The following is a 21,850-nucleotide window of genomic DNA, read 5'->3' as shown; positions in this document are numbered from 1 at the left end:
TCACGATGCAGAACGGCGCAATGAAAGCCTGGCTGGACTCTTCTTACCTCTCTGGTGCTAACCAGAGCTGGATAGAACAGCTCTATGAAGACTTCTTAACCGATCCTGACTCAGTGGACGCAAACTGGCGTTCCATGTTCCAGCAGTTGCCTGGCACGGGAGTCAAACCGGATCAATTCCATTCCAAAACACGTGATTATTTCCGTCGTCTGGCGAAGGATGCCTCACGTTACTCTTCTGCGATTTCCGACCCTGACACCAATGCGAAGCAGGTTAAAGTCCTGCAGCTTATCAACGCTTATCGCTTCCGCGGTCACCAGCATGCGAATCTCGATCCGCTGGGACTGTGGAAACAAGACCGTGTGGCCGATCTCGATCCGGCGTATCACGATCTGACCGAGGCCGATTTCCAGGAAAGCTTTAACGTAGGTTCCTTTGCCATCGGCAAAGACACGATGAAGCTGGGCGATCTGATTAACGCGCTCAAGCAAACCTACTGCGGCTCCATCGGCGCGGAATACATGCACATTACCTCTACCGAAGAGAAACGCTGGATCCAGCAGCGTATCGAATCCGTAGCGGGCCACGCGAACTTCTCGGCTGACGAGAAAAAACGCTTCCTGAACGAACTGACCGCAGCGGAAGGCCTTGAGCGTTATCTCGGCGCGAAATTCCCGGGTGCAAAACGCTTCTCGCTGGAAGGCGGCGATGCGCTGGTACCGATGCTGAAAGAGCTGATTCGTCACGCAGGCAAGAGCGGTACCCGTGAAGTGGTACTGGGCATGGCGCACCGTGGTCGTCTGAACGTACTGGTCAACGTGCTGGGTAAAAAACCGCAGGACCTGTTCGACGAATTCGCGGGCAAACACAAAGAACACCTCGGCACCGGCGACGTGAAGTACCACATGGGCTTCTCGTCGGATATCGAAACCGAAGGCGGTCTGGTTCACCTGGCGCTGGCGTTTAACCCGTCGCACCTGGAAATCGTCAGCCCGGTAGTTATCGGTTCCGTGCGCGCGCGTCTGGATCGTCTGGACGAGCCAAGCAGCAACAAAGTGCTGCCAATCACCATCCACGGTGATGCGGCGGTAACAGGGCAGGGCGTGGTTCAGGAAACCCTGAACATGTCGAAAGCGCGTGGTTATGAAGTGGGCGGTACCGTTCGCATTGTAATCAACAACCAGGTGGGCTTCACTACCTCTAACCCGCTGGATGCGCGTTCTACTCCGTACTGCACCGACATCGGTAAGATGGTTCAGGCACCGATCTTCCACGTTAACGCGGACGATCCGGAAGCCGTTGCTTTCGTGACCCGCCTGGCGCTGGACTACCGTAATACCTTTAAACGCGATGTGTTCATCGATCTGTTCTGCTACCGCCGTCACGGCCACAACGAAGCGGATGAGCCAAGTGCAACCCAGCCGTTGATGTATCAGAAAATCAAAAAACACCCGACGCCGCGCAAAATCTATGCTGACAAGCTGGAAAGCGACAAGGTGACGACGCTGGAAGATGCGACCGAAATGGTCAACCTCTACCGCGACGCGCTGGATGCGGGTGAATGCGTAGTGAAAGAGCTGCGCCCGATGAACATGCACTCCTTTACCTGGTCGCCGTACCTCAACCACGAGTGGGATGAGAGCTACCCGAACAAGGTTGAGATGAAGCGCCTGCAGGAACTGGCTAAACGCATCAGCACCGTACCGGACGCTATCGAGATGCAGTCTCGCGTGGCGAAAATCTACGCTGACCGTCAGTCCATGGCGGCAGGTGAGAAGCTGTTCGACTGGGGCGGCGCAGAAACGCTGGCTTATGCAACGCTGGTTGACGAAGGCATCCCTGTTCGTCTGTCCGGTGAGGATGCGGGCCGCGGTACCTTCTTCCACCGTCACGCGGTTGTTCATAACCAGTCCAACGGTTCAACCTACACCCCGCTGCAGCACGTGCACAACGGTCAGGGCCAGTTCAAGGTCTGGGACTCCGTGCTGTCTGAAGAAGCGGTACTGGCATTCGAATACGGTTACGCCACTGCGGAACCACGCACCCTGACCATCTGGGAAGCGCAGTTCGGCGACTTCGCCAACGGTGCGCAGGTGGTTATCGACCAGTTCATCTCCTCCGGCGAGCAGAAGTGGGGCCGTATGTGTGGCCTGGTAATGCTGCTGCCGCACGGTTATGAAGGCCAGGGTCCGGAGCACTCCTCCGCGCGTCTGGAACGTTATCTGCAGCTCTGCGCTGAGCAGAACATGCAGGTCTGCGTGCCGTCCACTCCGGCTCAGGTGTACCACATGCTGCGTCGTCAGGCGCTGCGCGGTATGCGTCGTCCGCTGGTGGTGATGTCGCCGAAATCCCTGCTGCGTCATCCGCTGGCGGTCTCCAGCCTGGATGAACTGGCCAACGGCACCTTCCTGCCAGCTATCGGTGAGATTGACGAGCTGGATCCGAAGGGCGTTAAGCGCGTCGTAATGTGTTCTGGTAAGGTTTATTACGACCTGCTGGAACAGCGCCGCAAGAACGATCAGAAAGATGTCGCCATTGTGCGTATCGAACAGCTTTATCCATTCCCGCATCAGGCGATGCAGGAAGTGCTGAAACAATACGCTCACGTACATGATTTTGTCTGGTGCCAGGAAGAGCCGCTTAACCAGGGCGCATGGTACTGCAGCCAGCATCATTTCCGTGAAGTGATTCCATTTGGGTCTGCCCTGCGTTACGCAGGTCGCCCGGCCTCCGCCTCTCCGGCGGTAGGGTATATGTCCGTTCACCAGAAGCAGCAACAAGATCTGGTCAATGACGCGCTGAACGTCGATTAATTAAAGGATACATAATGAGTAGCGTAGATATTCTTGTTCCCGACCTGCCTGAGTCTGTAGCAGATGCGACCGTCGCCACCTGGCACAAAAAACCAGGCGACGCCGTTAAGCGCGATGAAGTGCTGGTAGAAATCGAAACTGACAAAGTGGTACTGGAAGTACCGGCATCGGCGGATGGCATTCTGGATGCAGTCCTGGAAGATGAAGGCACGACCGTGACCTCTCGTCAGATCCTGGGTCGCCTGCGCGAAGGCAACAGCGCGGGCAAAGAGTCCAGCGCGAAATCTGAAGAGAAAGCCTCTACGCCGGCTCAGCGCCAGCAGGCTTCCCTGGAAGAACAGTCTAACGACGCGCTCAGCCCGGCGATCCGTCGCCTGCTGGCTGAACACAGCCTTGACCCGGCAGCCATCAAGGGCACCGGTGTGGGGGGGCGTCTGACCCGCGAAGACATCGACAAACATCTGGCGAAAGCGCCTGCTCAGGCAGAAGCGAAAGCCCCTGCGGCGGCACCGGCAGCACAGCCTGCTCTGGGCGCCCGCAGCGAAAAACGTGTGCCAATGACTCGCCTGCGTAAGCGTGTGGCCGAGCGTCTGCTGGAAGCGAAAAACTCCACCGCGATGCTGACCACCTTCAACGAAGTGAACATGAAGCCAATCATGGACCTGCGTAAGCAGTACGGTGACGCCTTCGAAAAACGTCACGGTATCCGTCTGGGCTTTATGTCCTTCTACGTGAAAGCGGTTGTTGAAGCGCTGAAACGCTATCCGGAAGTGAACGCGTCTATTGATGGCGATGACGTGGTTTACCACAACTATTTCGACGTCAGCATGGCGGTTTCTACTCCACGTGGCCTGGTAACCCCGGTTCTGCGCGATGTCGATACCCTGGGTATGGCTGATATCGAGAAAAATATCAAAGAGCTGGCTGTTAAAGGCCGCGACGGCAAGCTGACCGTAGACGACCTGACCGGAGGTAACTTCACCATTACCAACGGCGGCGTATTCGGTTCACTGATGTCTACCCCGATCATTAACCCGCCGCAGAGCGCGATCCTGGGTATGCATGCCATTAAAGATCGCCCTATGGCGGTTGACGGTAAAGTTGAGATCCTGCCAATGATGTACCTGGCGCTCTCTTACGACCACCGCCTGATTGACGGCCGCGAGTCCGTGGGCTTCCTGGTAGCCATTAAAGAGCTGCTAGAAGATCCAACGCGTCTGCTGCTGGACGTCTAGTTACTTTTAGGATCACCTGCCCTGTAGACCGGCACAAAGACCGCGCCGGTCTACAGGTTTGAAGATAACGATTACCCTGAAGGATGGATAGAACACATGAACTTACATGAATATCAGGCCAAACAGCTGTTTGCCCGGTATGGCTTACCGGCTCCGGTGGGTTATGCCTGTACTACCCCGCGTGAAGCAGAAGAAGCTGCATCTAAAATCGGTGCCGGCCCTTGGGTAGTTAAATGTCAGGTTCACGCTGGTGGCCGTGGTAAAGCGGGCGGTGTGAAGGTTGTTAAGAGCAAAGAAGAGATCCGCGCTTTTGCTGAACATTGGCTCGGCAAACGTCTGGTGACCTATCAGACGGATGCGAACGGCCAGCCGGTTAACCAGATCCTGGTGGAAGCGGCAACCGACATTGCTAAAGAACTGTACCTCGGCGCGGTCGTTGACCGTAGCTCCCGTCGCGTAGTGTTCATGGCGTCTACCGAAGGCGGCGTGGAAATTGAAAAAGTGGCGGAAGAGACCCCGCACCTGATCCACAAAGTGGCTATCGATCCGCTGGCAGGCCCAATGCCTTACCAGGGTCGCGAGCTGGCGTTTAAACTGGGTCTGGAAGGCAAGCTGGTTCAGCAGTTCACCAAGATCTTCATGGGTCTGGCAAATATCTTCCTGGAGCGCGATCTGGCGCTGATCGAGATTAACCCGCTGGTGATCACCACCCAGGGCGACCTGATCTGCCTCGACGGCAAGCTGGGCGCTGACGGCAACGCACTGTTCCGCCAGTCCGATCTGCGCGAAATGCGCGACCAGTCACAGGAAGACCCGCGTGAAGCGCAGGCTGCACAGTGGGAACTTAACTACGTTGCACTGGATGGCAACATCGGCTGCATGGTTAACGGCGCGGGCCTGGCAATGGGCACCATGGACATCGTTAAGCTGCACGGCGGTGAGCCAGCGAACTTCCTCGACGTAGGCGGTGGCGCAACCAAAGAGCGCGTAACCGAAGCGTTCAAAATCATCCTCTCTGACGACAACGTAAAAGCTGTTCTGGTGAACATCTTTGGCGGCATCGTACGTTGCGACCTGATTGCTGACGGTATCATCGGTGCGGTAGAAGAAGTGGGCGTTAACGTTCCGGTTGTCGTACGTCTGGAAGGTAACAACGCTGAACTTGGCGCGAAAAAACTGGCTGACAGCGGCCTGAATATTATTGCAGCGAAAAGTCTGACGGATGCAGCTCAGCAGGTTGTTGCCGCAGTGGAGGGGAAATAATGTCAGTTTTAATTAATAAAGATACCAAGGTTATCTGCCAGGGCTTCACCGGTAGCCAGGGGACTTTCCACTCCGAACAGGCAATTGCCTACGGTACGCAGATGGTTGGCGGCGTTACGCCAGGTAAAGGCGGCACCACGCACCTGGGCCTGCCGGTGTTTAACACCGTGCGTGAAGCCGTAGAAGCGACGGGCGCAACCGCGACCGTTATCTACGTTCCGGCACCGTTCTGCAAAGACTCCATTCTGGAAGCGATCGACGCGGGTATCAAACTGATCATCACCATCACTGAAGGCATCCCGACGCTGGATATGCTGACCGTGAAAGTGAAGCTGGACGAAGCGGGTGTGCGCATGATCGGCCCGAACTGCCCAGGCGTTATCACTCCGGGCGAATGCAAAATCGGCATCATGCCGGGTCACATTCACAAGCCGGGCAAAGTGGGCATCGTTTCCCGTTCCGGTACGCTGACCTATGAAGCGGTTAAGCAGACTACCGATTACGGTTTCGGCCAGTCCACCTGTGTGGGCATCGGCGGTGACCCAATCCCGGGTTCTAACTTTATCGACATCCTGAAGCTGTTCCAGGAAGATCCGCAGACCGAAGCGATCGTCATGATCGGTGAGATCGGTGGTAGCGCTGAAGAAGAAGCGGCTGCTTACATCAAAGAACACGTGACCAAGCCTGTTGTCGGTTACATCGCGGGCGTGACTGCACCAAAAGGTAAACGTATGGGTCACGCAGGCGCAATCATTGCCGGCGGTAAAGGTACGGCTGATGAGAAATTTGCAGCGCTGGAAGCCGCAGGTGTGAAAACCGTTCGCAGCCTGGCGGATATCGGCGAAGCTCTGAAATCCATCATTAAGTAAGTCCTCTCTGCTCCCCGCAAGGGGGGCGTTGCAGTATAAAAATGTCCGTTTCGACATGGTTGGCCGCTGAAAAGCGGCCTTTTTTTACGTGCCGGACATCATGAAATAGTCACAAATTGGTGTTAATTAGTAAGAGCCAAAAGGTAAAATTATTGTTATTTATTTTACTTAAAGAGAACAGATGGAAAAAAACGTAAAACGCACTAAAATTTATGTCCTGAATAAATCAGCCATTCCGCACTGCCTGAGTTAATAGAAATCACTTCTGTTTATATTAAGCACTCTATTCGATAACCTAGCCTGTATTTTATATACATATCTTTAACATGGTTTTTACTATGTTCACCACATCAAAACACAATTAACATAACTGATTGTTTTTGATTTAAATCAATGTTTAATGTTTGGAAAAACGCACCAAAAGGCGCTAAATTGTCCCCGATCAAAATGGCCGAAAAGTGGTAATTTTGCTATAAATTGATCGCCGTCGAAAAACGTAAATATGATTCAATAAAAACCTGTTTATTGTAAGGGTTTTGCAGCGTATTATATTTGCGGGATCAATTTGAATTTTTTATTAACGTATTTGTAACCTCACGTCATCGTTTTTATCCTCCTTCAGGATAATAACGACGACAAGGATGCGAATAATTTGTATTGGGGCATGCGTGTGAATCTCTCTCTGACGGGGTTCACTCTCGGAGTCTTCATGCGATGAGCAAGGAGTCATGATGTTAGATATAGTCGAACTGTCGCGCTTACAGTTTGCCTTGACCGCGATGTACCACTTCCTGTTTGTGCCACTAACGCTCGGTATGGCGTTCCTGCTGGCCATCATGGAAACGGTATACGTTCTCTCCGGCAAACAGATTTATAAAGATATGACCAAGTTCTGGGGCAAGTTGTTTGGTATCAACTTTGCACTGGGCGTGGCAACCGGTCTGACCATGGAGTTCCAGTTCGGGACTAACTGGTCTTATTATTCCCACTATGTAGGGGATATCTTCGGTGCGCCGCTGGCCATTGAAGGTCTGATGGCCTTCTTCCTCGAATCCACCTTTGTAGGTCTGTTCTTCTTCGGCTGGGACCGTCTGGGTAAAGTCCAGCATATGGCAGTGACCTGGCTGGTTGCATTAGGTTCGAACCTGTCCGCGCTGTGGATCCTGGTTGCGAACGGCTGGATGCAGAACCCAATCGCGTCTGATTTCAACTTCGAAACCATGCGTATGGAGATGGTCAGCTTTGCTGAGCTGGTCCTGAACCCGGTTGCACAGGTTAAATTCGTTCACACCGTAGCTTCTGGCTATGTGTGCGGCGCGATGTTTGTACTGGGCATCAGCTCTTACTACATGCTGCGTGGTCGCGACTTCGCGTTCGCTAAGCGTTCCTTTGCTATCGCTGCAAGCTTCGGTATGGCTGCAATCCTCTCTGTTATCGTTCTGGGTGATGAATCCGGTTACGAAATGGGTGACGTGCAGAAAACCAAACTGGCCGCCATCGAAGCCGAATGGGAAACGCAACCGGCACCTGCTGCCTTTACGCTGTTCGGTGTTCCCGATCAGGACGCGCAGGAAAACCGCTTCGCTATTCAGATCCCTTACGCGCTGGGTATCATCGCAACCCGTTCAGTTGATAAGCAGGTGACGGGTCTGAAAGAGCTGATGGTTCAGCACGAAGAGCGTATCCGTAACGGTATGAAGGCCTACTCTCTGCTGGAACAGCTGCGTGCCGGTTCTACCGACCAGGCTGTTCGCGACCAGTTCAACACCGTGAAGAAAGATCTGGGTTACGGTCTGCTGCTGAAGCGTTATACCCCGAACGTTTCTGATGCGACGGAAGCACAAATCCAGATGGCCACCAAAGACTCCATTCCGCGTGTTGCGCCACTGTACTTTGCATTCCGTATCATGGTGGGCTGCGGCATCATCATGCTGCTGATCATTGCGGCGTCCTTCTGGTCCGTGATTCGTAACCGCATCGGCGAGAAAAAATGGCTGCTGCGCACCGCGCTGTACGGTATTCCACTACCGTGGATCGCGATCGAATCGGGCTGGTTTGTTGCGGAGTATGGCCGTCAGCCATGGGCGATTGGTGAGGTGCTGCCAACGGCGGTAGCGAACTCCTCCCTGACAGCAGGCGACCTGATCTTCTCCATGCTGCTGATTTGTGGTCTGTACACCCTGTTCCTGGTGGCTGAACTGTTCCTGATGTTCAAGTTCGCGCGCCTTGGCCCAAGCAGCCTGAAAACCGGTCGCTATCACTACGAGCAGTCTACTGCGACTACTCAGCCGGCACGCTAAGACAGGAGTCATCAAATGATCGATTATGAAGTATTGCGTTTTATCTGGTGGCTGTTGGTCGGCGTTCTGCTGATCGGTTTTGCCGTCACGGATGGTTTCGACATGGGGGTGGGGATGCTCACCCGCTTCCTCGGTCGTAATGACACCGAGCGTCGAATCATGATTAACTCCATCGCCCCGCACTGGGACGGTAACCAGGTGTGGCTGATCACCGCAGGCGGAGCGCTGTTCGCTGCCTGGCCGATGGTCTACGCGGCTGCGTTCTCCGGTTTCTACGTGGCGATGATTCTGGTGCTGGCCTCTTTATTCTTCCGTCCGGTCGGTTTCGACTACCGTTCCAAGATTGAAGACACCCGCTGGCGCAACATGTGGGACTGGGGCATCTTCATCGGTAGCTTCGTTCCACCGCTGGTCATCGGCGTGGCGTTCGGTAACCTGCTGCAGGGCGTACCGTTCCACCTGGACGAATATATGCGTCTTTACTACACCGGTAACTTCTTCCAGCTGCTGAACCCGTTTGGTCTGCTGGCCGGTGTTGTGAGCGTGGCGATGATCATCACTCAGGGCGCCACCTATCTGCAGATGCGTACTGTGGGTGAACTGCACCTGCGCTCTCGCGCGACGGCTCAGGTTGCTGCGCTGGTTACGCTGGTCTGCTTCGCCCTGGCCGGTGTGTGGGTGGTGTACGGCATTGATGGTTACGTAGTGACGTCTGCTATCAACCACACTGCGCCGTCTAATCCGCTGACCAAAGAAGTGGCGCGTCAGGCGGGTGCATGGCTGGTGAACTTCAACACGACGCCAGTGCTGTGGGCTATTCCTGCTCTGGGCGTGTTGCTGCCGCTGCTGACCGTGCTGACGTCTCGTCTGGAGAAAGGCGCTCTGGCGTTCGTGTTCTCTTCACTGACGCTGGCGTGCATCATCCTGACGGCGGGTATCGCAATGTTCCCATTCGTCATGCCATCCAGCACCATGCTGAATGCTAGCCTGACCATGTGGGATGCGACCTCCAGCCATATGACGCTGAACCTGATGACGTATGTTGCTTGCGTGTTCGTTCCGATTGTTCTGGCCTACACCATCTGGTGTTACTGGAAAATGTTCGGTCGTATCACTAAAGAACATATCGAAAGCAACACCCACTCTATGTACTAAGTAAGGAGCTGAATATGTGGTATTTCGCATGGATTTTAGGGACGCTTCTTGCCTGTGCATTTGGTGTCATCACTGCCCTGGCGCTTGAGCACGTGGAAGCGACCAAAGCGGGTGAAGAAAAACACTAATGAATATTATCGCGAAACTTTACGCGGTAATGGATAAGCGCCCGTTACGGGCGCTTTCTTTAGTGATGGCATTACTGCTGGCAGGTTGTATCTTCTGGGACCCTTCGCGCTTTGCAGCGAAAACCAGCGAGCTTGAAATCTGGCACGGCTTCCTCATTATGTGGGCGGTGTGCGCAGGTGTGATCCACGGCGTGGGCTTTCGTCCGAAAGCCGTTCACTGGCAGGGGATTTTTTGCCCGCTCATTGCCGATCTGGTGCTTCTCGCCGGTTTGATTTTCTTCTTCTTCTGAATAAGAAATGTCCGTTAACGTTATGGGCTTACCCGAGCCCATAAAAATTTACTCTCCGTTTACTTTCTCCCATTCCAAACCATCATTCCCGCGCGTATAGTAGCGAAGTTTAAAAGCTCTAACTTTTGTTGCATTACTGGGATGTAAAGTGAATACAACGCTGTTTCGATGGCCGGTTCGTGTCTATTACGAAGATACCGATGCCGGTGGTGTGGTTTACCACGCCAGCTACGTTGCTTTTTATGAACGGGCACGCACAGAGATGCTGCGCCATCATCACTTTAGTCAACAGGTGCTGTTGGCTGAGCGAGTTGCCTTCGTGGTACGCAAGATGACGCTTGAGTATTTTGCGCCTGCCAGACTCGACGATATGCTCGAAGTCCAAACTGAAATTACATCAATGCGCGGGACCTCACTGGTTTTCACGCAGCGGATAGTCAACGCAGAGAACACCGTACTGAACTCAGCTGAAGTACTGATTGTTTGTGTTGATCCAACCATAATGAAGCCTCGTGCGCTTCCTAAGTCTATTGTCGCGGAGTTTAAGCAGTGACTGACATGAATATCCTTGATTTGTTCCTGAAGGCAAGCCTTCTGGTTAAACTTATCATGTTGATTTTGATTGGTTTTTCAATCGCATCCTGGGCCATCATCATCCAGAGAACGCGTATCCTCAATGCCGCTGGCCGTGAAGCTGAAGCGTTTGAAGATAAGTTCTGGTCGGGTATTGAGCTTTCTCGTCTGTACCAGGAAAGCCAGGGACGCCGTGAAAACCTTACTGGCTCCGAGCAAATTTTCTATAGCGGCTTCAAAGAGTTCGCCCGTTTGCACCGTGCAAACAATCATGCGCCGGAAGCGGTCGTGGAAGGTGCCTCGCGTGCGATGCGTATCTCGATGAACCGTGAGCTGGAAAACCTTGAAACGCATATTCCTTTCCTCGGGACGGTAGGTTCCATCAGCCCGTATATCGGTCTGTTTGGTACCGTTTGGGGGATCATGCACGCCTTTATCGCGCTTGGCGCGGTGAAGCAGGCGACGTTGCAGATGGTTGCCCCAGGTATTGCAGAAGCACTGATTGCGACCGCTATTGGTCTGTTTGCCGCAATCCCGGCGGTTATGGCTTATAACCGTCTGAACCAGCGCGTGAACAAACTGGAACTGAACTACGACAACTTTATGGAAGAGTTCACTGCGATTCTGCACCGTCAGGCGTTTACCAGCACCGAGAGCAACAAGGGGTAAACCATGGCCAGATCGCGTGGACGAGGTCGTCGCGAGCTCAAGTCCGAAATCAATATCGTTCCACTGCTGGACGTTCTGTTGGTACTGCTGCTGATCTTTATGGCGACAGCGCCAATCATTACCCAGAGTGTGGAAGTGGATCTGCCGGATGCGACAGAATCACAGGCGGTGAGCACCAATGACGATCCTCCGGTTATCATTGAGGTTTCCGGCGTAGGGCAATACAGCGTAGTGGTAGAAAAAGATCGTATGGATCAGCTTCCGCCCGAGCAGGTCATTGCTGAAGCGCAGCGTCGCCTGGAGTCAAATCCGAAAACGGTCTTCTTAATCGGTGGCGCGAAAGACGTACCATACGATGAAATTATTAAAGCGCTGAACTTGCTACATAGTGCGGGTGTTAAGTCAGTTGGCTTAATGACTCAACCTATTTGATCATCCGCGTAGTTTTTGGGAACCGATAGTGTCAAAGGCAACCGAACAGAACGACAAGCTTAAGCGAGCGATAATCGTCTCCGCAGTGCTGCACGTTATTCTCTTTGCAGCGCTGATCTGGAGTTCGTTCGATGAGCACATTGATGCATCAGCCGGCGGCGGTGGAGGGTCTTCCATTGACGCCGTGATGGTGGATCCCGGTGCGGTAGTACAGAACTATAATCGCCAACAACAGCAGAAGGCGAGTGCAAAACGGGCTGAAGAGCAGCGTGAAAAACAGTCGCAACAGCAAGCGGAAGAACTGCGTGAAAAGCAGGCCGCCGAGCAGGAGCGTCTGAAGCAGCTTGAGAAAGAACGTTTGCAGGCGCAGGAAGCCGCGAAAGAGCAGGCAGAACAGCAGAAACAAGCGGAAGCCGCAGCGAAACAAGCCCAGCAACAGCAGAAGCAGGCGGAAGAGGCGGCTGCAAAAGCCGCAGCGGACGCCAAAGCGCAGGCTGATGCCCAGGCAAAATTAGCGGCCGAAGCGGCGAAGAAAGCGGCTGCTGATGCTCAGAAGCAAGCTGAAGCGGAAGCCGCGAAAAAAGCCGCTGCTGATGCCCAGAAGAAAGCCGAAGCGGAAGCTGCGAAGAAAGCGGCTGCTGATGCTCAGAAGAAAGCCGAAGCGAAAGCCGCTGCTGACGCTCAGAAGAAAGCTGAAGCAGAAGCCGCGAAGAAAGCCGCTCAGGAAGCAGAGAAGAAAGCTGCTGCCGAGGCTGCGAAGAAAGCGGCTGCTGCTGAGAAAGCTGCGGCAGAAAAAGCGGCAGCAGCAGAAAAAGCCGCTGCTGATAAAAAAGCTGCAGCAGAGAAGGCCGCTGCCGATAAGAAAGCCGCGGCTGAAAAAGCGGCTGCGAAAAAGGCTGCCGCTGCTGAAAAAGCCGCAGCTGCTGCCGGTGTGGACGATCTATTGGGCGACCTGAGTTCTGGTAAGAATGCGCCGAAAGGCACGACAAGTGGTAGCGCAGGCGGCTCATCTCCTGCTAAAGGAAATAAGCAAGGGCAAGGCGGTGCTTCTCAGGCTGAGATTGCTTCGTACATCTCACAGGTGCAGTCAGCCATTCGTGGTCATCTGTATGACTGGGATACCTATAAAGGTAAAACGTGTACCTTGCGTGTCAACATTGGTTCTGATGGCACTATTCTTGGCGTCAAGTCGGAGGGGGGGGACGATGCATTCTGTCAGCAGATGCTAGCTGCAACCAATAGAATGACGAAGTTCCCTAAACCACCTTCTCAGGCTGTGTATGAAACATTCAAAAATGCACCGCTGGACTTCAAACCCTAAGTTACATTTTCCCCGTGCAAACGGGGAAAAATAGACCAGGTTTAGTCACAGGGTTCGGGTAGTTTTGTCTATTTGAGTTTGTTAACATTCTGCTAAATTATCGTGGGTAAGGTTACCCGGATAAGGGAGATATGATGAAGCAGGCATTACGTGTAGCATTTGGTTTTTTAATGCTGTGGGCAGCAGTACTGCACGCAGAAGTACGTATCGAGATCACCCAGGGGGTGGACTCGGCACGCCCAATCGGTGTTGTTCCGTTCCAGTGGGCCGGTCCTGGCGCTGCACCTGAAGATGCCGGTGGCATCGTGGCGGCTGACCTGCGTAACAGCGGTAAATTCAACCCGTTAGATCGTTCTCGCCTGCCTCAGCAGCCGGGTAGCGCGCAGGAAGTACAGCCTGCGGCATGGTCAGCACTGGGTATTGATGCCGTGGTTGTGGGTCAGGTTACCCCTAACCCGGACGGTTCTTACAACGTGGCCTGGCAGCTGGTTGATACCGGCGGCGCACCAGGTACCGTTCTGGCACAGAACTCTTACAAGGTCACTAAACAGTACCTGCGCTATGCGGCACACGCCGCCAGCGATGCGGTATTCGAAAAACTGACCGGCATCAAAGGTGCATTCCGTACTCGTATTGCTTATGTGGTCCAGACCAACGGTGGTCAGTTCCCGTATGAGCTGCGCGTATCTGACTACGACGGCTACAATCAGTTCCTGGTGAAACGTTCTTCCCAGCCTCTGATGTCTCCAGCCTGGTCTCCGGATGGATCTAAACTGGCCTACGTAACCTTCGAAAGCGGACGTTCTGCGCTGGTTATCCAGACGCTGGCTAACGGTGCTGTTCGTCAGGTGGCGTCGTTCCCTCGTCACAACGGTGCACCTTCGTTCTCTCCGGACGGGTCTAAACTGGCCTTTGCGCTGTCTAAAACTGGTAGCCTGAACCTGTACGTGATGGACATTGGCTCTGGCCAGATCCGTCAGGTGACCGATGGTCGTAGCAACAACACCGAACCATCATGGTTCCCGGACAGTCAAAACCTGGCATTTACCTCTGACCAGGCAGGCCGTCCACAAATCTATAAAGTGAACATTAACGGCGGTGCTCCACAGCGTATTTCCTGGGAAGGTTCTCAGAACCAGAACTCAGACGTGAGCAGCGACGGTAAATTTATGGTAATGGTGAGCTCCAACGGTGGGCAGCAGCACATTGCCAAACAAGATCTGGTAGCGGGTGGCGTTCAAGTTCTGTCGTCAACGTTCCTGGATGAAACGCCAAGTCTGGCACCTAACGGCACTATGGTAATCTACAGCTCTTCTCAGGGGATGGGATCTGTGCTGAATCTGGTTTCTACAGATGGGCGTTTCAAAGCGCGTATTCCGGCAACTGATGGACAGGTAAAATCACCTGCCTGGTCGCCGTATCTGTAAATAATAATTAATTGATTACTAAAGGAATCATAGAAATGCAACTGAACAAAGTGCTGAAGGGGCTGATGATCGCTCTGCCTGTAATGGCAATCGCAGCGTGTTCTTCTAACAAGAACGCCAGCAATGACCAGAGCGGCGAAGGCATGATGGGTGCCGGCACCGGTATGGACGCGAACGGCAATGGCAACATGTCTTCTGAAGAGCAAGCGCGTCTTCAGATGCAGCAGCTGCAGCAGAACAACATCGTTTACTTCGATCTGGATAAATACGACATCCGTTCTGACTTCGCTGCGATGCTGGACGCTCACGCTAACTTCCTGCGTAGCAACCCATCTTACAAAGTCACCGTAGAAGGTCACGCGGACGAACGTGGTACTCCAGAGTACAACATCTCCCTGGGTGAACGTCGTGCTAACGCTGTTAAAATGTACCTGCAGGGTAAAGGCGTTTCTGCTGACCAGATCTCCATCGTTTCTTACGGTAAAGAAAAACCTGCAGTACTGGGTCACGACGAAGCGGCTTACTCCAAAAACCGTCGTGCCGTACTGGTTTACTAAGAGAATTGCATGAGCAGTAACTTCAGACATCATCTGTTGAGTCTGTCGTTACTGGTTGGAATAGCGGCCCCCTGGGCCGCTTTTGCTCAGGCACCAATCAGTAGTGTCGGCTCAGGCTCGGTAGAAGACCGGGTCACTCAACTCGAGCGTATTTCTAACGCTCACAGCCAGCTTTTAACCCAACTCCAGCAACAACTTTCTGATAACCAAAGCGATATTGACTCTCTCCGCGGACAGATTCAGGAAAGCCAGTATCAGCTTAACCAGGTTGTGGAACGTCAAAAGCAAATCTTGTTGCAGATAGATAGCCTGAGCAGCGGTGGTGGTGCAGCACAAGCACAGCCAGCAGCGGGCGATCAGAGCGGTGCGGCGACATCTGCACCGGCAGCGGATGCGTCTGCTTCAACAGGCGCGCCTGTACAGAGCGGTGACGCGAATACGGATTACAACGCTGCCATTGCCCTGGTGCAGGATCAATCTCGTCAGGATGAGGCGCTTGCTGCGTTTCAGAGCTTTGTTAAGAAATACCCTGATTCCACTTATCAGCCAAATGCGAATTACTGGCTCGGTCAGCTGAATTACAACAAGGGTAAAAAGGACGATGCGGCGTTTTATTTTGCCTCCGTGGTGAAAAACTACCCGAAATCGCCAAAAGCGCCTGATGCGATGTACAAAGTGGGCGTTATCATGCAGGACAAAGGCGACACTGCGAAAGCCAAAGCGGTTTATCAGCAGGTGGTTGCAAAATTCCCGGGTACCGAAGGTGCTAAGCAGGCGCAAAAACGTCTGAATTCGATGGGATGATTATCGCATGACCAGAAATCGCGTTATTTCTGGTCGTGCAGCATGATTACTAAGCAGTTAAGTGATCTTCATCGAAATTTTTGTTGCGCTGAATTCTTAAATCAGTAATATATGCCGCCGTTGCCACGGGATATCAAACAACGTGAAAACAGCGTAAAAGTGGGTCGTTAGCTCAGTTGGTAGAGCAGTTGACTTTTAATCAATTGGTCGCAGGTTCGAATCCTGCACGACCCACCACTTCGAAGAAAAAATCCCGCAAGGGGTCGTTAGCTCAGTTGGTAGAGCAGTTGACTTTTAATCAATTGGTCGCAGGTTCGAATCCTGCACGACCCACCAGTGTAGAAAGGCGCCCTAAAGGCGCCTTTTTGCTATCTGAAGTTTCAGAATCCTCTCTTGTAGGTCGGGTAAGGCGAAGCCGCCACCCGACAAATGCTATGTGTACCTATACCCGGTGACTTTTCTTCTCAAATTCGCTATCTTGTTTAGTATACAAAACACAATTGCCGTGCGTTTTGCTATGTCAGGCAAAAGAAAGGCAATATTGTTAAGCCAGTAAAACGAGAAGCCATAATGAGCGTGATGTTTGATCCTGAAGCCGCAATCTATCCGTTTCCGCCAAAACCTGTCCCGCTGAGCCAGGATGAAAAGCAATTCTACCGCGAGAAGATCAAGCGTCTTCTTAAAGAGCGAGATGCGGTGATGGTGGCCCATTACTATACCGATCCGGAAATTCAGCAGCTGGCGGAAGAGACAGGCGGCTGTATTTCTGACTCACTGGAGATGGCGCGCTTCGGTGCAAGACATCCGGCTTCCACGCTACTGGTCGCAGGCGTGCGTTTTATGGGCGAAACGGCAAAGATCCTCAGTCCAGAAAAAACCATTCTGATGCCAACGCTTAACGCAGAGTGTTCACTGGATCTCGGCTGCCCGATTGACGAATTCACCGCTTTCTGCGATGCCCATCCTGACCGGACCGTGGTGGTTTACGCCAATACCTCCGCTGCGGTAAAAGCGCGGGCAGACTGGGTGGTCACGTCAAGCATCGCCGTTGAATTGATTGAACACCTGGACAGTATGGGGGAGAAAATTATCTGGGCGCCTGACCGCCATCTCGGAAATTATGTCCAGAAGCAGACGGGGGCTGACGTTCTCTGCTGGCAGGGCGCCTGCATTGTGCACGACGAATTCAAAACTCAGGCGCTGGCCCGCATGAAGGCACTTTATCCTGAGGCCGCCATTCTTGTTCACCCTGAATCACCGCAGTCGATTGTCGATATGGCGGATGCCGTGGGTTCAACCAGCCAGCTTATTAACGCTGCCAGAACGCTGCCTAACAGGCAGCTTATCGTGGCGACCGATCGCGGTATCTTCTACAAGATGCAGCAGGCGGTGCCGGAGAAAGAGCTCCTCGAAGCGCCAACGGCAGGCGAGGGCGCAACGTGTCGCAGCTGTGCGCACTGCCCGTGGATGGCAATGAACGGCCTGAAGGCCATTGCCGAAGGGCTTGAGAGCGGCGGTGCAGCGCATGAAATTCATGTGGACGCTGCTCTGCGCGAAGGTGCGTTAATTCCGCTTAACCGCATGCTGGATTTTGCGGCTACACTACGTACTTAATTCAATACGCCCAGGGGAAAAGATGGATTTTTTTAGCACACAGAACATTCTGGTTCATATACCGATTGGTGCAGGTGGCTATGACCTGTCATGGATTGAGGCCGTTGGCACGCTGGCGGGATTACTGTGTATCTGGCTCGCCAGCCTGGAGAAGATCAGCAATTACGCGTTCGGGCTCGTTAACGTCACGCTGTTTGCGATTATCTTCTTCCAGATCCAGCTCTACGCCAGTCTGCTTTTGCAGCTGTTCTTCTTCGCCGCCAATATTTACGGCTGGTACGCGTGGTCGCGTCAGAACAGCCAGCAGGAGGCCGAGCTTCAAATCCGCTGGCTGCCGTTGCCAAAAGCCATCGCCTGGCTTGTCGCCTGCGTGGTGGCCATTGGTTTAATGACCGTCTATATCAACCCGGTGTTTGCGTTCCTGACCCGCGTTGCCGTTTCGGTCATGTCCGGTATCGGCCTGAATGTGACGATGCCGGAGCTCCAGCCGGATGCCTTCCCGTTCTGGGATTCCTGCATGATGGTACTGTCGATTGCGGCGATGATCCTGATGACCCGCAAATACGTTGAGAACTGGCTGCTGTGGGTCATCATTAACGTCATCAGCGTGGTGATTTTTGCGCTACAGGGCGTCTATGCCATGTCGCTGGAATATCTGCTTCTGACCTTTATCGCGCTGAACGGTAGCCGAATGTGGATTAACAGCGCGCGTGAGCGTGGCTCTCACGCGCTTTCCAGCTAGTGGTGATGATGATGTGAATGGCCGGACTGCGCCTCGTTAAGGTGGCAGTCCGGCCCGTTACAGGGCTGATACTCCATCTGGATGGTGGCGTGGCCAATTTCGTAGTGATGTTCAAGGAAGTGCTGGATGCGTTCAAGCAGCGCATCGTGGTCGTGCGGCGGAATGACCTGGACGTGCAGCGTCATGACCGGCTTCTCCCCCACCAGCCAGACGTGAACATGATGAACGTTGCGGACTTCCGGGACAGAGCGGCGCAGGTTGCGCTTCAGCTCGTCGATATCCATGGAGGCCGGTGCCCCTTCAAGCAGTTCATTGACGCTCTCCTTCAGCAGCCGCCAGGCGCTGCGCAAGACCAGACACGATACCAGCACGGAGAGAATCGGATCGACAGGCGTCCAGCCGGTATAAAGGATCACCAGCGCGGCCACGATCGCCCCGACTGAACCGAGCAAATCGCCCAGCACGTGCAGGGCTGCTGCCCGCACGTTGAGGTTCTTCTCCCCGCTGCCGCGGTGCAGAATCCAGAATGCCAGAATATTCGCCACCAGCCCTGCCACGGCAATCACCATCATTGTCGTCCCGGCGATGGGCTGAGGGTGCCTGAAGCGCTGTACGGCCTCCCAGACGATAAGAACGGTAATGACCACCAGCGCAATGGCGTTAACAAACGCGGCAAGGGTGGTCAACCTCAGCCAGCCGAAGGTATGGCGCGCATTTGGAGGACGACGAGCAAACTGCACGGCCAGCAGGGCGAAGAGCAGCGCGGCTGCATCGGTCAGCATATGTCCGGCATCAGCCAGAAGCGCCAGAGAGCCGGAAACCAGCCCGCCAATGACTTCGATAACCATAAACGTTGCCGTGACGCCAAAGGCCAGCATTAGTCGTTTAGCGTTGTCGTTGCCCGGGGTATGTGAGTGTGAATGGGTGTGCGCCATGTCTGCTTTCCTGATTTATTATTGTTTTTAGTGTAGCGTTTTTAATGGGTTGCTCCAAAAAGAAAGGAGAGCCTGAGCTCTCCTTTTTCTTCCGATCGCAACGGATTATTGGGTGGTGCCATCGGTTTTGGTATTGGCATCATCGCCCACTTTGTCATTCGCATCCGGGCAACGGCCGTCTTTACACATCGTGTTTTTGTGAACCTCATCCTTGCTCATATTGTCATGATTCATGGTGCCGGAGTCGGTACCATTAGGGTGCAGCATCGTGCCGCCGGTGTTCGTGTTCCCGGTATTAATTTGGCTATTATCGACATTGTTCGGGGCGACATTCTGTTTGGCATCAGGGGCCACCTGGCCTGCTGACGCGGCCGCGTTAGCATCGCCGTTACCCGATGAGCTCGTTTCCGCCGCAAGGACGCTGCCGCTTGCCAGGGTGAGTGTGGCAGTCAGGAAGAGGGTTGCCAGTTTTGTCATTTTCATCATGGTGCTCCTGTTCTTGTCGTTACGCTGGATAACATTCTCCAACAGTGCATCTTTTTCAGAGGCGAAAGATCCCGCCTTACCGACTTACGTCAGTAGGGAATCGCGTTTAAGCGTGTAAAAATGGTTGTTACAGTTAAAAAGCTTAGGTTAGATCTCGTTTTTCGCTATTTTGTGGCGATTTTTAGGCGAATTCCAGGAATTATCTGCGTGAAGTGTAAAACCGTGTTTACACTTCCTGGTCGACAAGATAGATTGAAAGGATTGCTTTCATTACTAAAGATATGGCAGAGCTGGAAAGAAAATGAATTATCAGAACGACGATTTACGCATTAAAGAGATCAATGAGTTATTACCTCCTGTAGCACTCCTTGAGAAATTCCCCGCCACTGAAAATGCCGCAAACACGGTTTCTCATGCTCGTAAAGCGATCCATAAGATCCTGAAAGGTAATGACGATCGTCTTCTGGTGGTCATTGGGCCGTGCTCTATCCACGACCCGGCAGCCGCGAAAGAGTACGCCGCCCGTCTGCTCACCCTGCGTGAAGAGCTGAAAGGCGAGCTGGAAATCGTGATGCGCGTGTACTTTGAAAAACCGCGTACCACCGTGGGCTGGAAAGGGCTGATTAACGATCCGCATATGGATAACAGCTTCCAGATCAACGACGGTCTGCGCATCGCGCGCAAGCTACTGCTGGAGATCAATGACAGCGGCCTGCCCGCGGCCGGTGAGTTTCTGGATATGATCACGCCACAATACCTGGCGGATCTGATGAGCTGGGGCGCAATTGGTGCCCGTACCACTGAATCTCAGGTTCACCGCGAGCTGGCTTCCGGCCTCTCTTGCCCGGTTGGTTTTAAAAACGGCACGGATGGCACGATGAAGGTGGCTATTGATGCCATCAATGCCGCTGGCGCACCGCACTGCTTCCTGTCGGTGACCAAATGGGGTCACTCCGCCATCGTTAACACCAGCGGCAACGGCGACTGCCATATCATTTTGCGCGGCGGCAAAGAGCCAAACTACAGTGCAAAACATGTCGCAGAAGTGAAGGTCGGGCTGGAAAAAGCCGGGCTGCCAACGCAGGTCATGATCGATTTCAGCCATGCCAACTCCAGCAAGCAGTTCAAAAAGCAGATGGAAGTGGGTGCAGACGTTTGTCAGCAGATTGCCGGCGGTGAGAAGGCGGTGATTGGCGTGATGATCGAAAGCCATCTGGTTGAAGGTAACCAGAACCTGGAAGGCAGTGAACCGCTGGTCTACGGTAAGAGCGTCACCGATGCCTGTATCGGCTGGGAAGATACCGACACGATCCTGCGTCAGCTGGCGAATGCGGTAAAAGCGCGTCGCGGTTAATGCGAATGCAGAAATAAAAAAGCGCGGAAGGCTCCGCGCTTTTTTTATATCCTGCGAAAATTACTTCGCTTTACCCTGGTTCGCGACAGCCGCTGCTTTCGCCGCGATTTCTTCCGCGTTACCCAGATAGTAATGTTTGATTGGCTTGAAGTTTTCGTCGAACTCATACACCAGCGGTACGCCAGTTGGGATGTTCAGTTCGAGGATCTCGTCTTCACCCATGTTGTCCAGGTATTTCACCAGCGCACGCAGGGAGTTACCGTGAGCAGCGATGATCACGCGCTCACCGCTTTTCAGGCGTGGCAGAATGGTTTCGTTCCAGTAAGGCACAACGCGGTCGATGGTCAGCGCCAGGCTCTCGGTGGTTGGCAGCTCAGCGTCGGTCAGTTTCGCGTAGCGTGGATCGTGGCCCGGGTAACGCTCGTCATCTTTGGTCAGCTCCGGTGGCGTAATTGCGAAACCGCGGCGCCATTGTTTAACCTGCTCGTCACCGTATTTCTCGGCGGTTTCTGCTTTGTTCAGACCCTGCAGCGCACCGTAGTGACGCTCGTTCAGTTTCCAGGATTTCTCAACCGGCAGCCAGGCCTGATCCAGTTCGTCGAGAACGTTCCACAGGGTGTGGATGGCACGTTTCAGCACAGAGGTGTAAGCAAAATCAAAGCTGAAGCCTTCTTCCTTCAGCAGTTTACCTGCTGCTTTTGCTTCGCTTACGCCTTTCTCGGACAGATCAACGTCGTACCAACCGGTAAAGCGGTTTTCGTTGTTCCACTGGCTTTCGCCGTGACGCACCAGAACCAGCTTAGTAATAGCCATCTCTTACTCCTCAAGCATTTTTAGAATGATAACAATTCTCATTATATTGCCATGGCTGTGCCACCAGCAA

Annotated in this window: 21 protein-coding genes and 2 tRNA genes; 20 read left to right on the top strand and 3 right to left on the bottom strand. The window is 53.5% G+C overall.

All coding sequences use genetic code 11. From position 1 onward, the window contains the following. Positions 1-5: 5 nt before the first annotated feature. From sucA to pnuC, 19 genes are all read left to right on the top strand, one after another. Positions 6-2,813 carry a 2-oxoglutarate dehydrogenase E1 component gene (sucA, locus tag ABR39_RS11665; protein ID WP_047347069.1) on the top strand — a complete coding sequence of 936 codons (2,808 nt, stop codon included), beginning with the start codon at positions 6-8 and terminating at the stop codon, positions 2,811-2,813. A gap of 14 nt (positions 2,814-2,827) precedes the next feature. Then, entirely contained in the window at positions 2,828-4,048 is a 1,221-nt protein-coding gene (odhB, locus tag ABR39_RS11660) for a 2-oxoglutarate dehydrogenase complex dihydrolipoyllysine-residue succinyltransferase (protein ID WP_047347068.1), read from the top strand. A 96-nt stretch (positions 4,049-4,144) separates the two neighbouring features. Beyond that, entirely contained in the window at positions 4,145-5,311 is a 1,167-nt protein-coding gene (gene sucC, locus ABR39_RS11655) for an ADP-forming succinate--CoA ligase subunit beta (protein ID WP_047347067.1), read from the top strand. Next, the gene (gene sucD, locus ABR39_RS11650; protein WP_008501094.1) at positions 5,311-6,180 is read left to right on the top strand and encodes a succinate--CoA ligase subunit alpha; all 870 of its coding nucleotides are present in this window, start codon (positions 5,311-5,313) and stop codon (positions 6,178-6,180) included. Before sucC ends, sucD begins: the two co-directional genes overlap by 1 nt. 731 nt (positions 6,181-6,911) lie before the next feature. Further along, complete coding sequence (gene cydA, locus ABR39_RS11645; RefSeq protein WP_047347066.1) at positions 6,912-8,480, top strand: cytochrome ubiquinol oxidase subunit I; 1,569 nt, start codon at positions 6,912-6,914, stop codon at positions 8,478-8,480. Between the two features lie 15 nt (positions 8,481-8,495). Further along, a complete protein-coding gene (gene cydB, locus ABR39_RS11640; protein ID WP_047347065.1) occupies positions 8,496-9,635 on the top strand; it encodes a cytochrome d ubiquinol oxidase subunit II in 1,140 nt (379 codons plus the stop codon). A gap of 14 nt (positions 9,636-9,649) precedes the next feature. After that, positions 9,650-9,763 (top strand): cytochrome bd-I oxidase subunit CydX, encoded by a 114-nt coding sequence (gene cydX / locus ABR39_RS24160; protein WP_003858598.1) that lies wholly within the window; start codon positions 9,650-9,652, stop codon positions 9,761-9,763. Next, on the top strand, positions 9,763-10,053 hold the full coding sequence (ybgE, locus tag ABR39_RS11635) for a cyd operon protein YbgE (RefSeq protein WP_008501100.1): 291 nt from the start codon (positions 9,763-9,765) through the stop codon (positions 10,051-10,053). The genes cydX and ybgE overlap by 1 nt, the downstream gene beginning before the upstream one ends. Positions 10,054-10,201: 148 nt before the next feature. Beyond that, positions 10,202-10,606 (top strand): tol-pal system-associated acyl-CoA thioesterase, encoded by a 405-nt coding sequence (gene ybgC, locus ABR39_RS11630; protein ID WP_003858593.1) that lies wholly within the window; start codon positions 10,202-10,204, stop codon positions 10,604-10,606. Then, a complete protein-coding gene (gene tolQ / locus ABR39_RS11625; RefSeq protein WP_008501101.1) occupies positions 10,603-11,295 on the top strand; it encodes a Tol-Pal system protein TolQ in 693 nt (230 codons plus the stop codon). Before ybgC ends, tolQ begins: the two co-directional genes overlap by 4 nt. Before the next feature lie 3 nt (positions 11,296-11,298). Then, a complete protein-coding gene (tolR, locus tag ABR39_RS11620) occupies positions 11,299-11,727 on the top strand; it encodes a colicin uptake protein TolR (RefSeq protein WP_003858589.1) in 429 nt (142 codons plus the stop codon). Between the two features lie 28 nt (positions 11,728-11,755). Beyond that, positions 11,756-13,048, top strand: coding sequence for a cell envelope integrity protein TolA (gene tolA, locus ABR39_RS11615; protein ID WP_047347064.1), 1,293 nt, complete (start codon positions 11,756-11,758; stop codon positions 13,046-13,048). Positions 13,049-13,182: 134 nt separating this feature from the next. After that, positions 13,183-14,475, top strand: a complete 1,293-nt coding sequence (gene tolB / locus ABR39_RS11610; protein ID WP_047347063.1) for a Tol-Pal system beta propeller repeat protein TolB — start codon at positions 13,183-13,185, stop codon at positions 14,473-14,475. A gap of 35 nt (positions 14,476-14,510) precedes the next feature. Continuing rightward, entirely contained in the window at positions 14,511-15,032 is a 522-nt protein-coding gene (gene pal / locus ABR39_RS11605; protein ID WP_003858578.1) for a peptidoglycan-associated lipoprotein Pal, read from the top strand. A gap of 9 nt (positions 15,033-15,041) precedes the next feature. Continuing rightward, positions 15,042-15,836, top strand: coding sequence for a cell division protein CpoB (cpoB, locus tag ABR39_RS11600; protein ID WP_047347062.1), 795 nt, complete (start codon positions 15,042-15,044; stop codon positions 15,834-15,836). A 161-nt stretch (positions 15,837-15,997) separates the two neighbouring features. Next, positions 15,998-16,073 (top strand) — tRNA-Lys (locus ABR39_RS11595). Positions 16,074-16,096: 23 nt separating this feature from the next. After that, a tRNA-Lys gene (locus ABR39_RS11590) sits at positions 16,097-16,172 on the top strand. A 234-nt stretch (positions 16,173-16,406) separates the two neighbouring features. Continuing rightward, entirely contained in the window at positions 16,407-17,450 is a 1,044-nt protein-coding gene (gene nadA, locus ABR39_RS11585; RefSeq protein WP_047347061.1) for a quinolinate synthase NadA, read from the top strand. Positions 17,451-17,472: 22 nt separating this feature from the next. Next, positions 17,473-18,192, top strand: a complete 720-nt coding sequence (gene pnuC / locus ABR39_RS11580) for a nicotinamide riboside transporter PnuC (protein WP_047347060.1) — start codon at positions 17,473-17,475, stop codon at positions 18,190-18,192. Here pnuC and zitB read toward each other — a convergent pair. After that, on the bottom strand, positions 18,189-19,127 hold the full coding sequence (gene zitB, locus ABR39_RS11575; protein ID WP_047347059.1) for a CDF family zinc transporter ZitB: 939 nt from the start codon (positions 19,125-19,127) through the stop codon (positions 18,189-18,191). The genes pnuC and zitB overlap by 4 nt on opposite strands. Before the next feature lie 105 nt (positions 19,128-19,232). Continuing rightward, on the bottom strand, positions 19,233-19,610 hold the full coding sequence (locus tag ABR39_RS11570; protein WP_047347058.1) for a YbgS-like family protein: 378 nt from the start codon (positions 19,608-19,610) through the stop codon (positions 19,233-19,235). A 304-nt stretch (positions 19,611-19,914) separates the two neighbouring features. Here ABR39_RS11570 and aroG point away from each other — a divergent pair, with 304 nt between their 5' ends. Continuing rightward, positions 19,915-20,967 (top strand): 3-deoxy-7-phosphoheptulonate synthase AroG, encoded by a 1,053-nt coding sequence (aroG, locus tag ABR39_RS11565; protein WP_047347057.1) that lies wholly within the window; start codon positions 19,915-19,917, stop codon positions 20,965-20,967. A gap of 60 nt (positions 20,968-21,027) precedes the next feature. Here aroG and gpmA read toward each other — a convergent pair whose 3' ends face one another. Next, complete coding sequence (gene gpmA / locus ABR39_RS11560; RefSeq protein WP_023310804.1) at positions 21,028-21,780, bottom strand: 2,3-diphosphoglycerate-dependent phosphoglycerate mutase; 753 nt, start codon at positions 21,778-21,780, stop codon at positions 21,028-21,030. Positions 21,781-21,850 lie beyond the last annotated feature (70 nt).

It is taken from the genome of Enterobacter genomosp. O (assembly GCF_001022965.1).
Lineage (GTDB): Bacteria > Pseudomonadota > Gammaproteobacteria > Enterobacterales > Enterobacteriaceae > Enterobacter > Enterobacter cloacae_L.
This window is presented reverse-complemented; position numbering and strand designations above follow the sequence as displayed.

What these genes read in the sequence shown, in the direction of transcription:
- sucA (WP_047347069.1), top strand. Translation starts at nt 6, where the DNA reads ATGCAGAACGGCGCAATGAAAGCCTGGCTGGACTCTTCTTACCTCTCT.
- odhB (WP_047347068.1), top strand. Translation starts at nt 2,828, where the DNA reads ATGAGTAGCGTAGATATTCTTGTTCCCGACCTGCCTGAGTCTGTAGCA.
- sucC (WP_047347067.1), top strand. Translation starts at nt 4,145, where the DNA reads ATGAACTTACATGAATATCAGGCCAAACAGCTGTTTGCCCGGTATGGC.
- sucD (WP_008501094.1), top strand. Translation starts at nt 5,311, where the DNA reads ATGTCAGTTTTAATTAATAAAGATACCAAGGTTATCTGCCAGGGCTTC.
- cydA (WP_047347066.1), top strand. Translation starts at nt 6,912, where the DNA reads ATGTTAGATATAGTCGAACTGTCGCGCTTACAGTTTGCCTTGACCGCG.
- cydB (WP_047347065.1), top strand. Translation starts at nt 8,496, where the DNA reads ATGATCGATTATGAAGTATTGCGTTTTATCTGGTGGCTGTTGGTCGGC.
- cydX (WP_003858598.1), top strand. Translation starts at nt 9,650, where the DNA reads ATGTGGTATTTCGCATGGATTTTAGGGACGCTTCTTGCCTGTGCATTT.
- ybgE (WP_008501100.1), top strand. Translation starts at nt 9,763, where the DNA reads ATGAATATTATCGCGAAACTTTACGCGGTAATGGATAAGCGCCCGTTA.
- tolR (WP_003858589.1), top strand. Translation starts at nt 11,299, where the DNA reads ATGGCCAGATCGCGTGGACGAGGTCGTCGCGAGCTCAAGTCCGAAATC.
- tolB (WP_047347063.1), top strand. Translation starts at nt 13,183, where the DNA reads ATGAAGCAGGCATTACGTGTAGCATTTGGTTTTTTAATGCTGTGGGCA.
- pal (WP_003858578.1), top strand. Translation starts at nt 14,511, where the DNA reads ATGCAACTGAACAAAGTGCTGAAGGGGCTGATGATCGCTCTGCCTGTA.
- cpoB (WP_047347062.1), top strand. Translation starts at nt 15,042, where the DNA reads ATGAGCAGTAACTTCAGACATCATCTGTTGAGTCTGTCGTTACTGGTT.
- nadA (WP_047347061.1), top strand. Translation starts at nt 16,407, where the DNA reads ATGAGCGTGATGTTTGATCCTGAAGCCGCAATCTATCCGTTTCCGCCA.
- pnuC (WP_047347060.1), top strand. Translation starts at nt 17,473, where the DNA reads ATGGATTTTTTTAGCACACAGAACATTCTGGTTCATATACCGATTGGT.
- zitB (WP_047347059.1), bottom strand. Translation starts at nt 19,127, where the DNA reads ATGGCGCACACCCATTCACACTCACATACCCCGGGCAACGACAACGCT.
- ABR39_RS11570 (WP_047347058.1), bottom strand. Translation starts at nt 19,610, where the DNA reads ATGAAAATGACAAAACTGGCAACCCTCTTCCTGACTGCCACACTCACC.
- aroG (WP_047347057.1), top strand. Translation starts at nt 19,915, where the DNA reads ATGAATTATCAGAACGACGATTTACGCATTAAAGAGATCAATGAGTTA.
- gpmA (WP_023310804.1), bottom strand. Translation starts at nt 21,780, where the DNA reads ATGGCTATTACTAAGCTGGTTCTGGTGCGTCACGGCGAAAGCCAGTGG.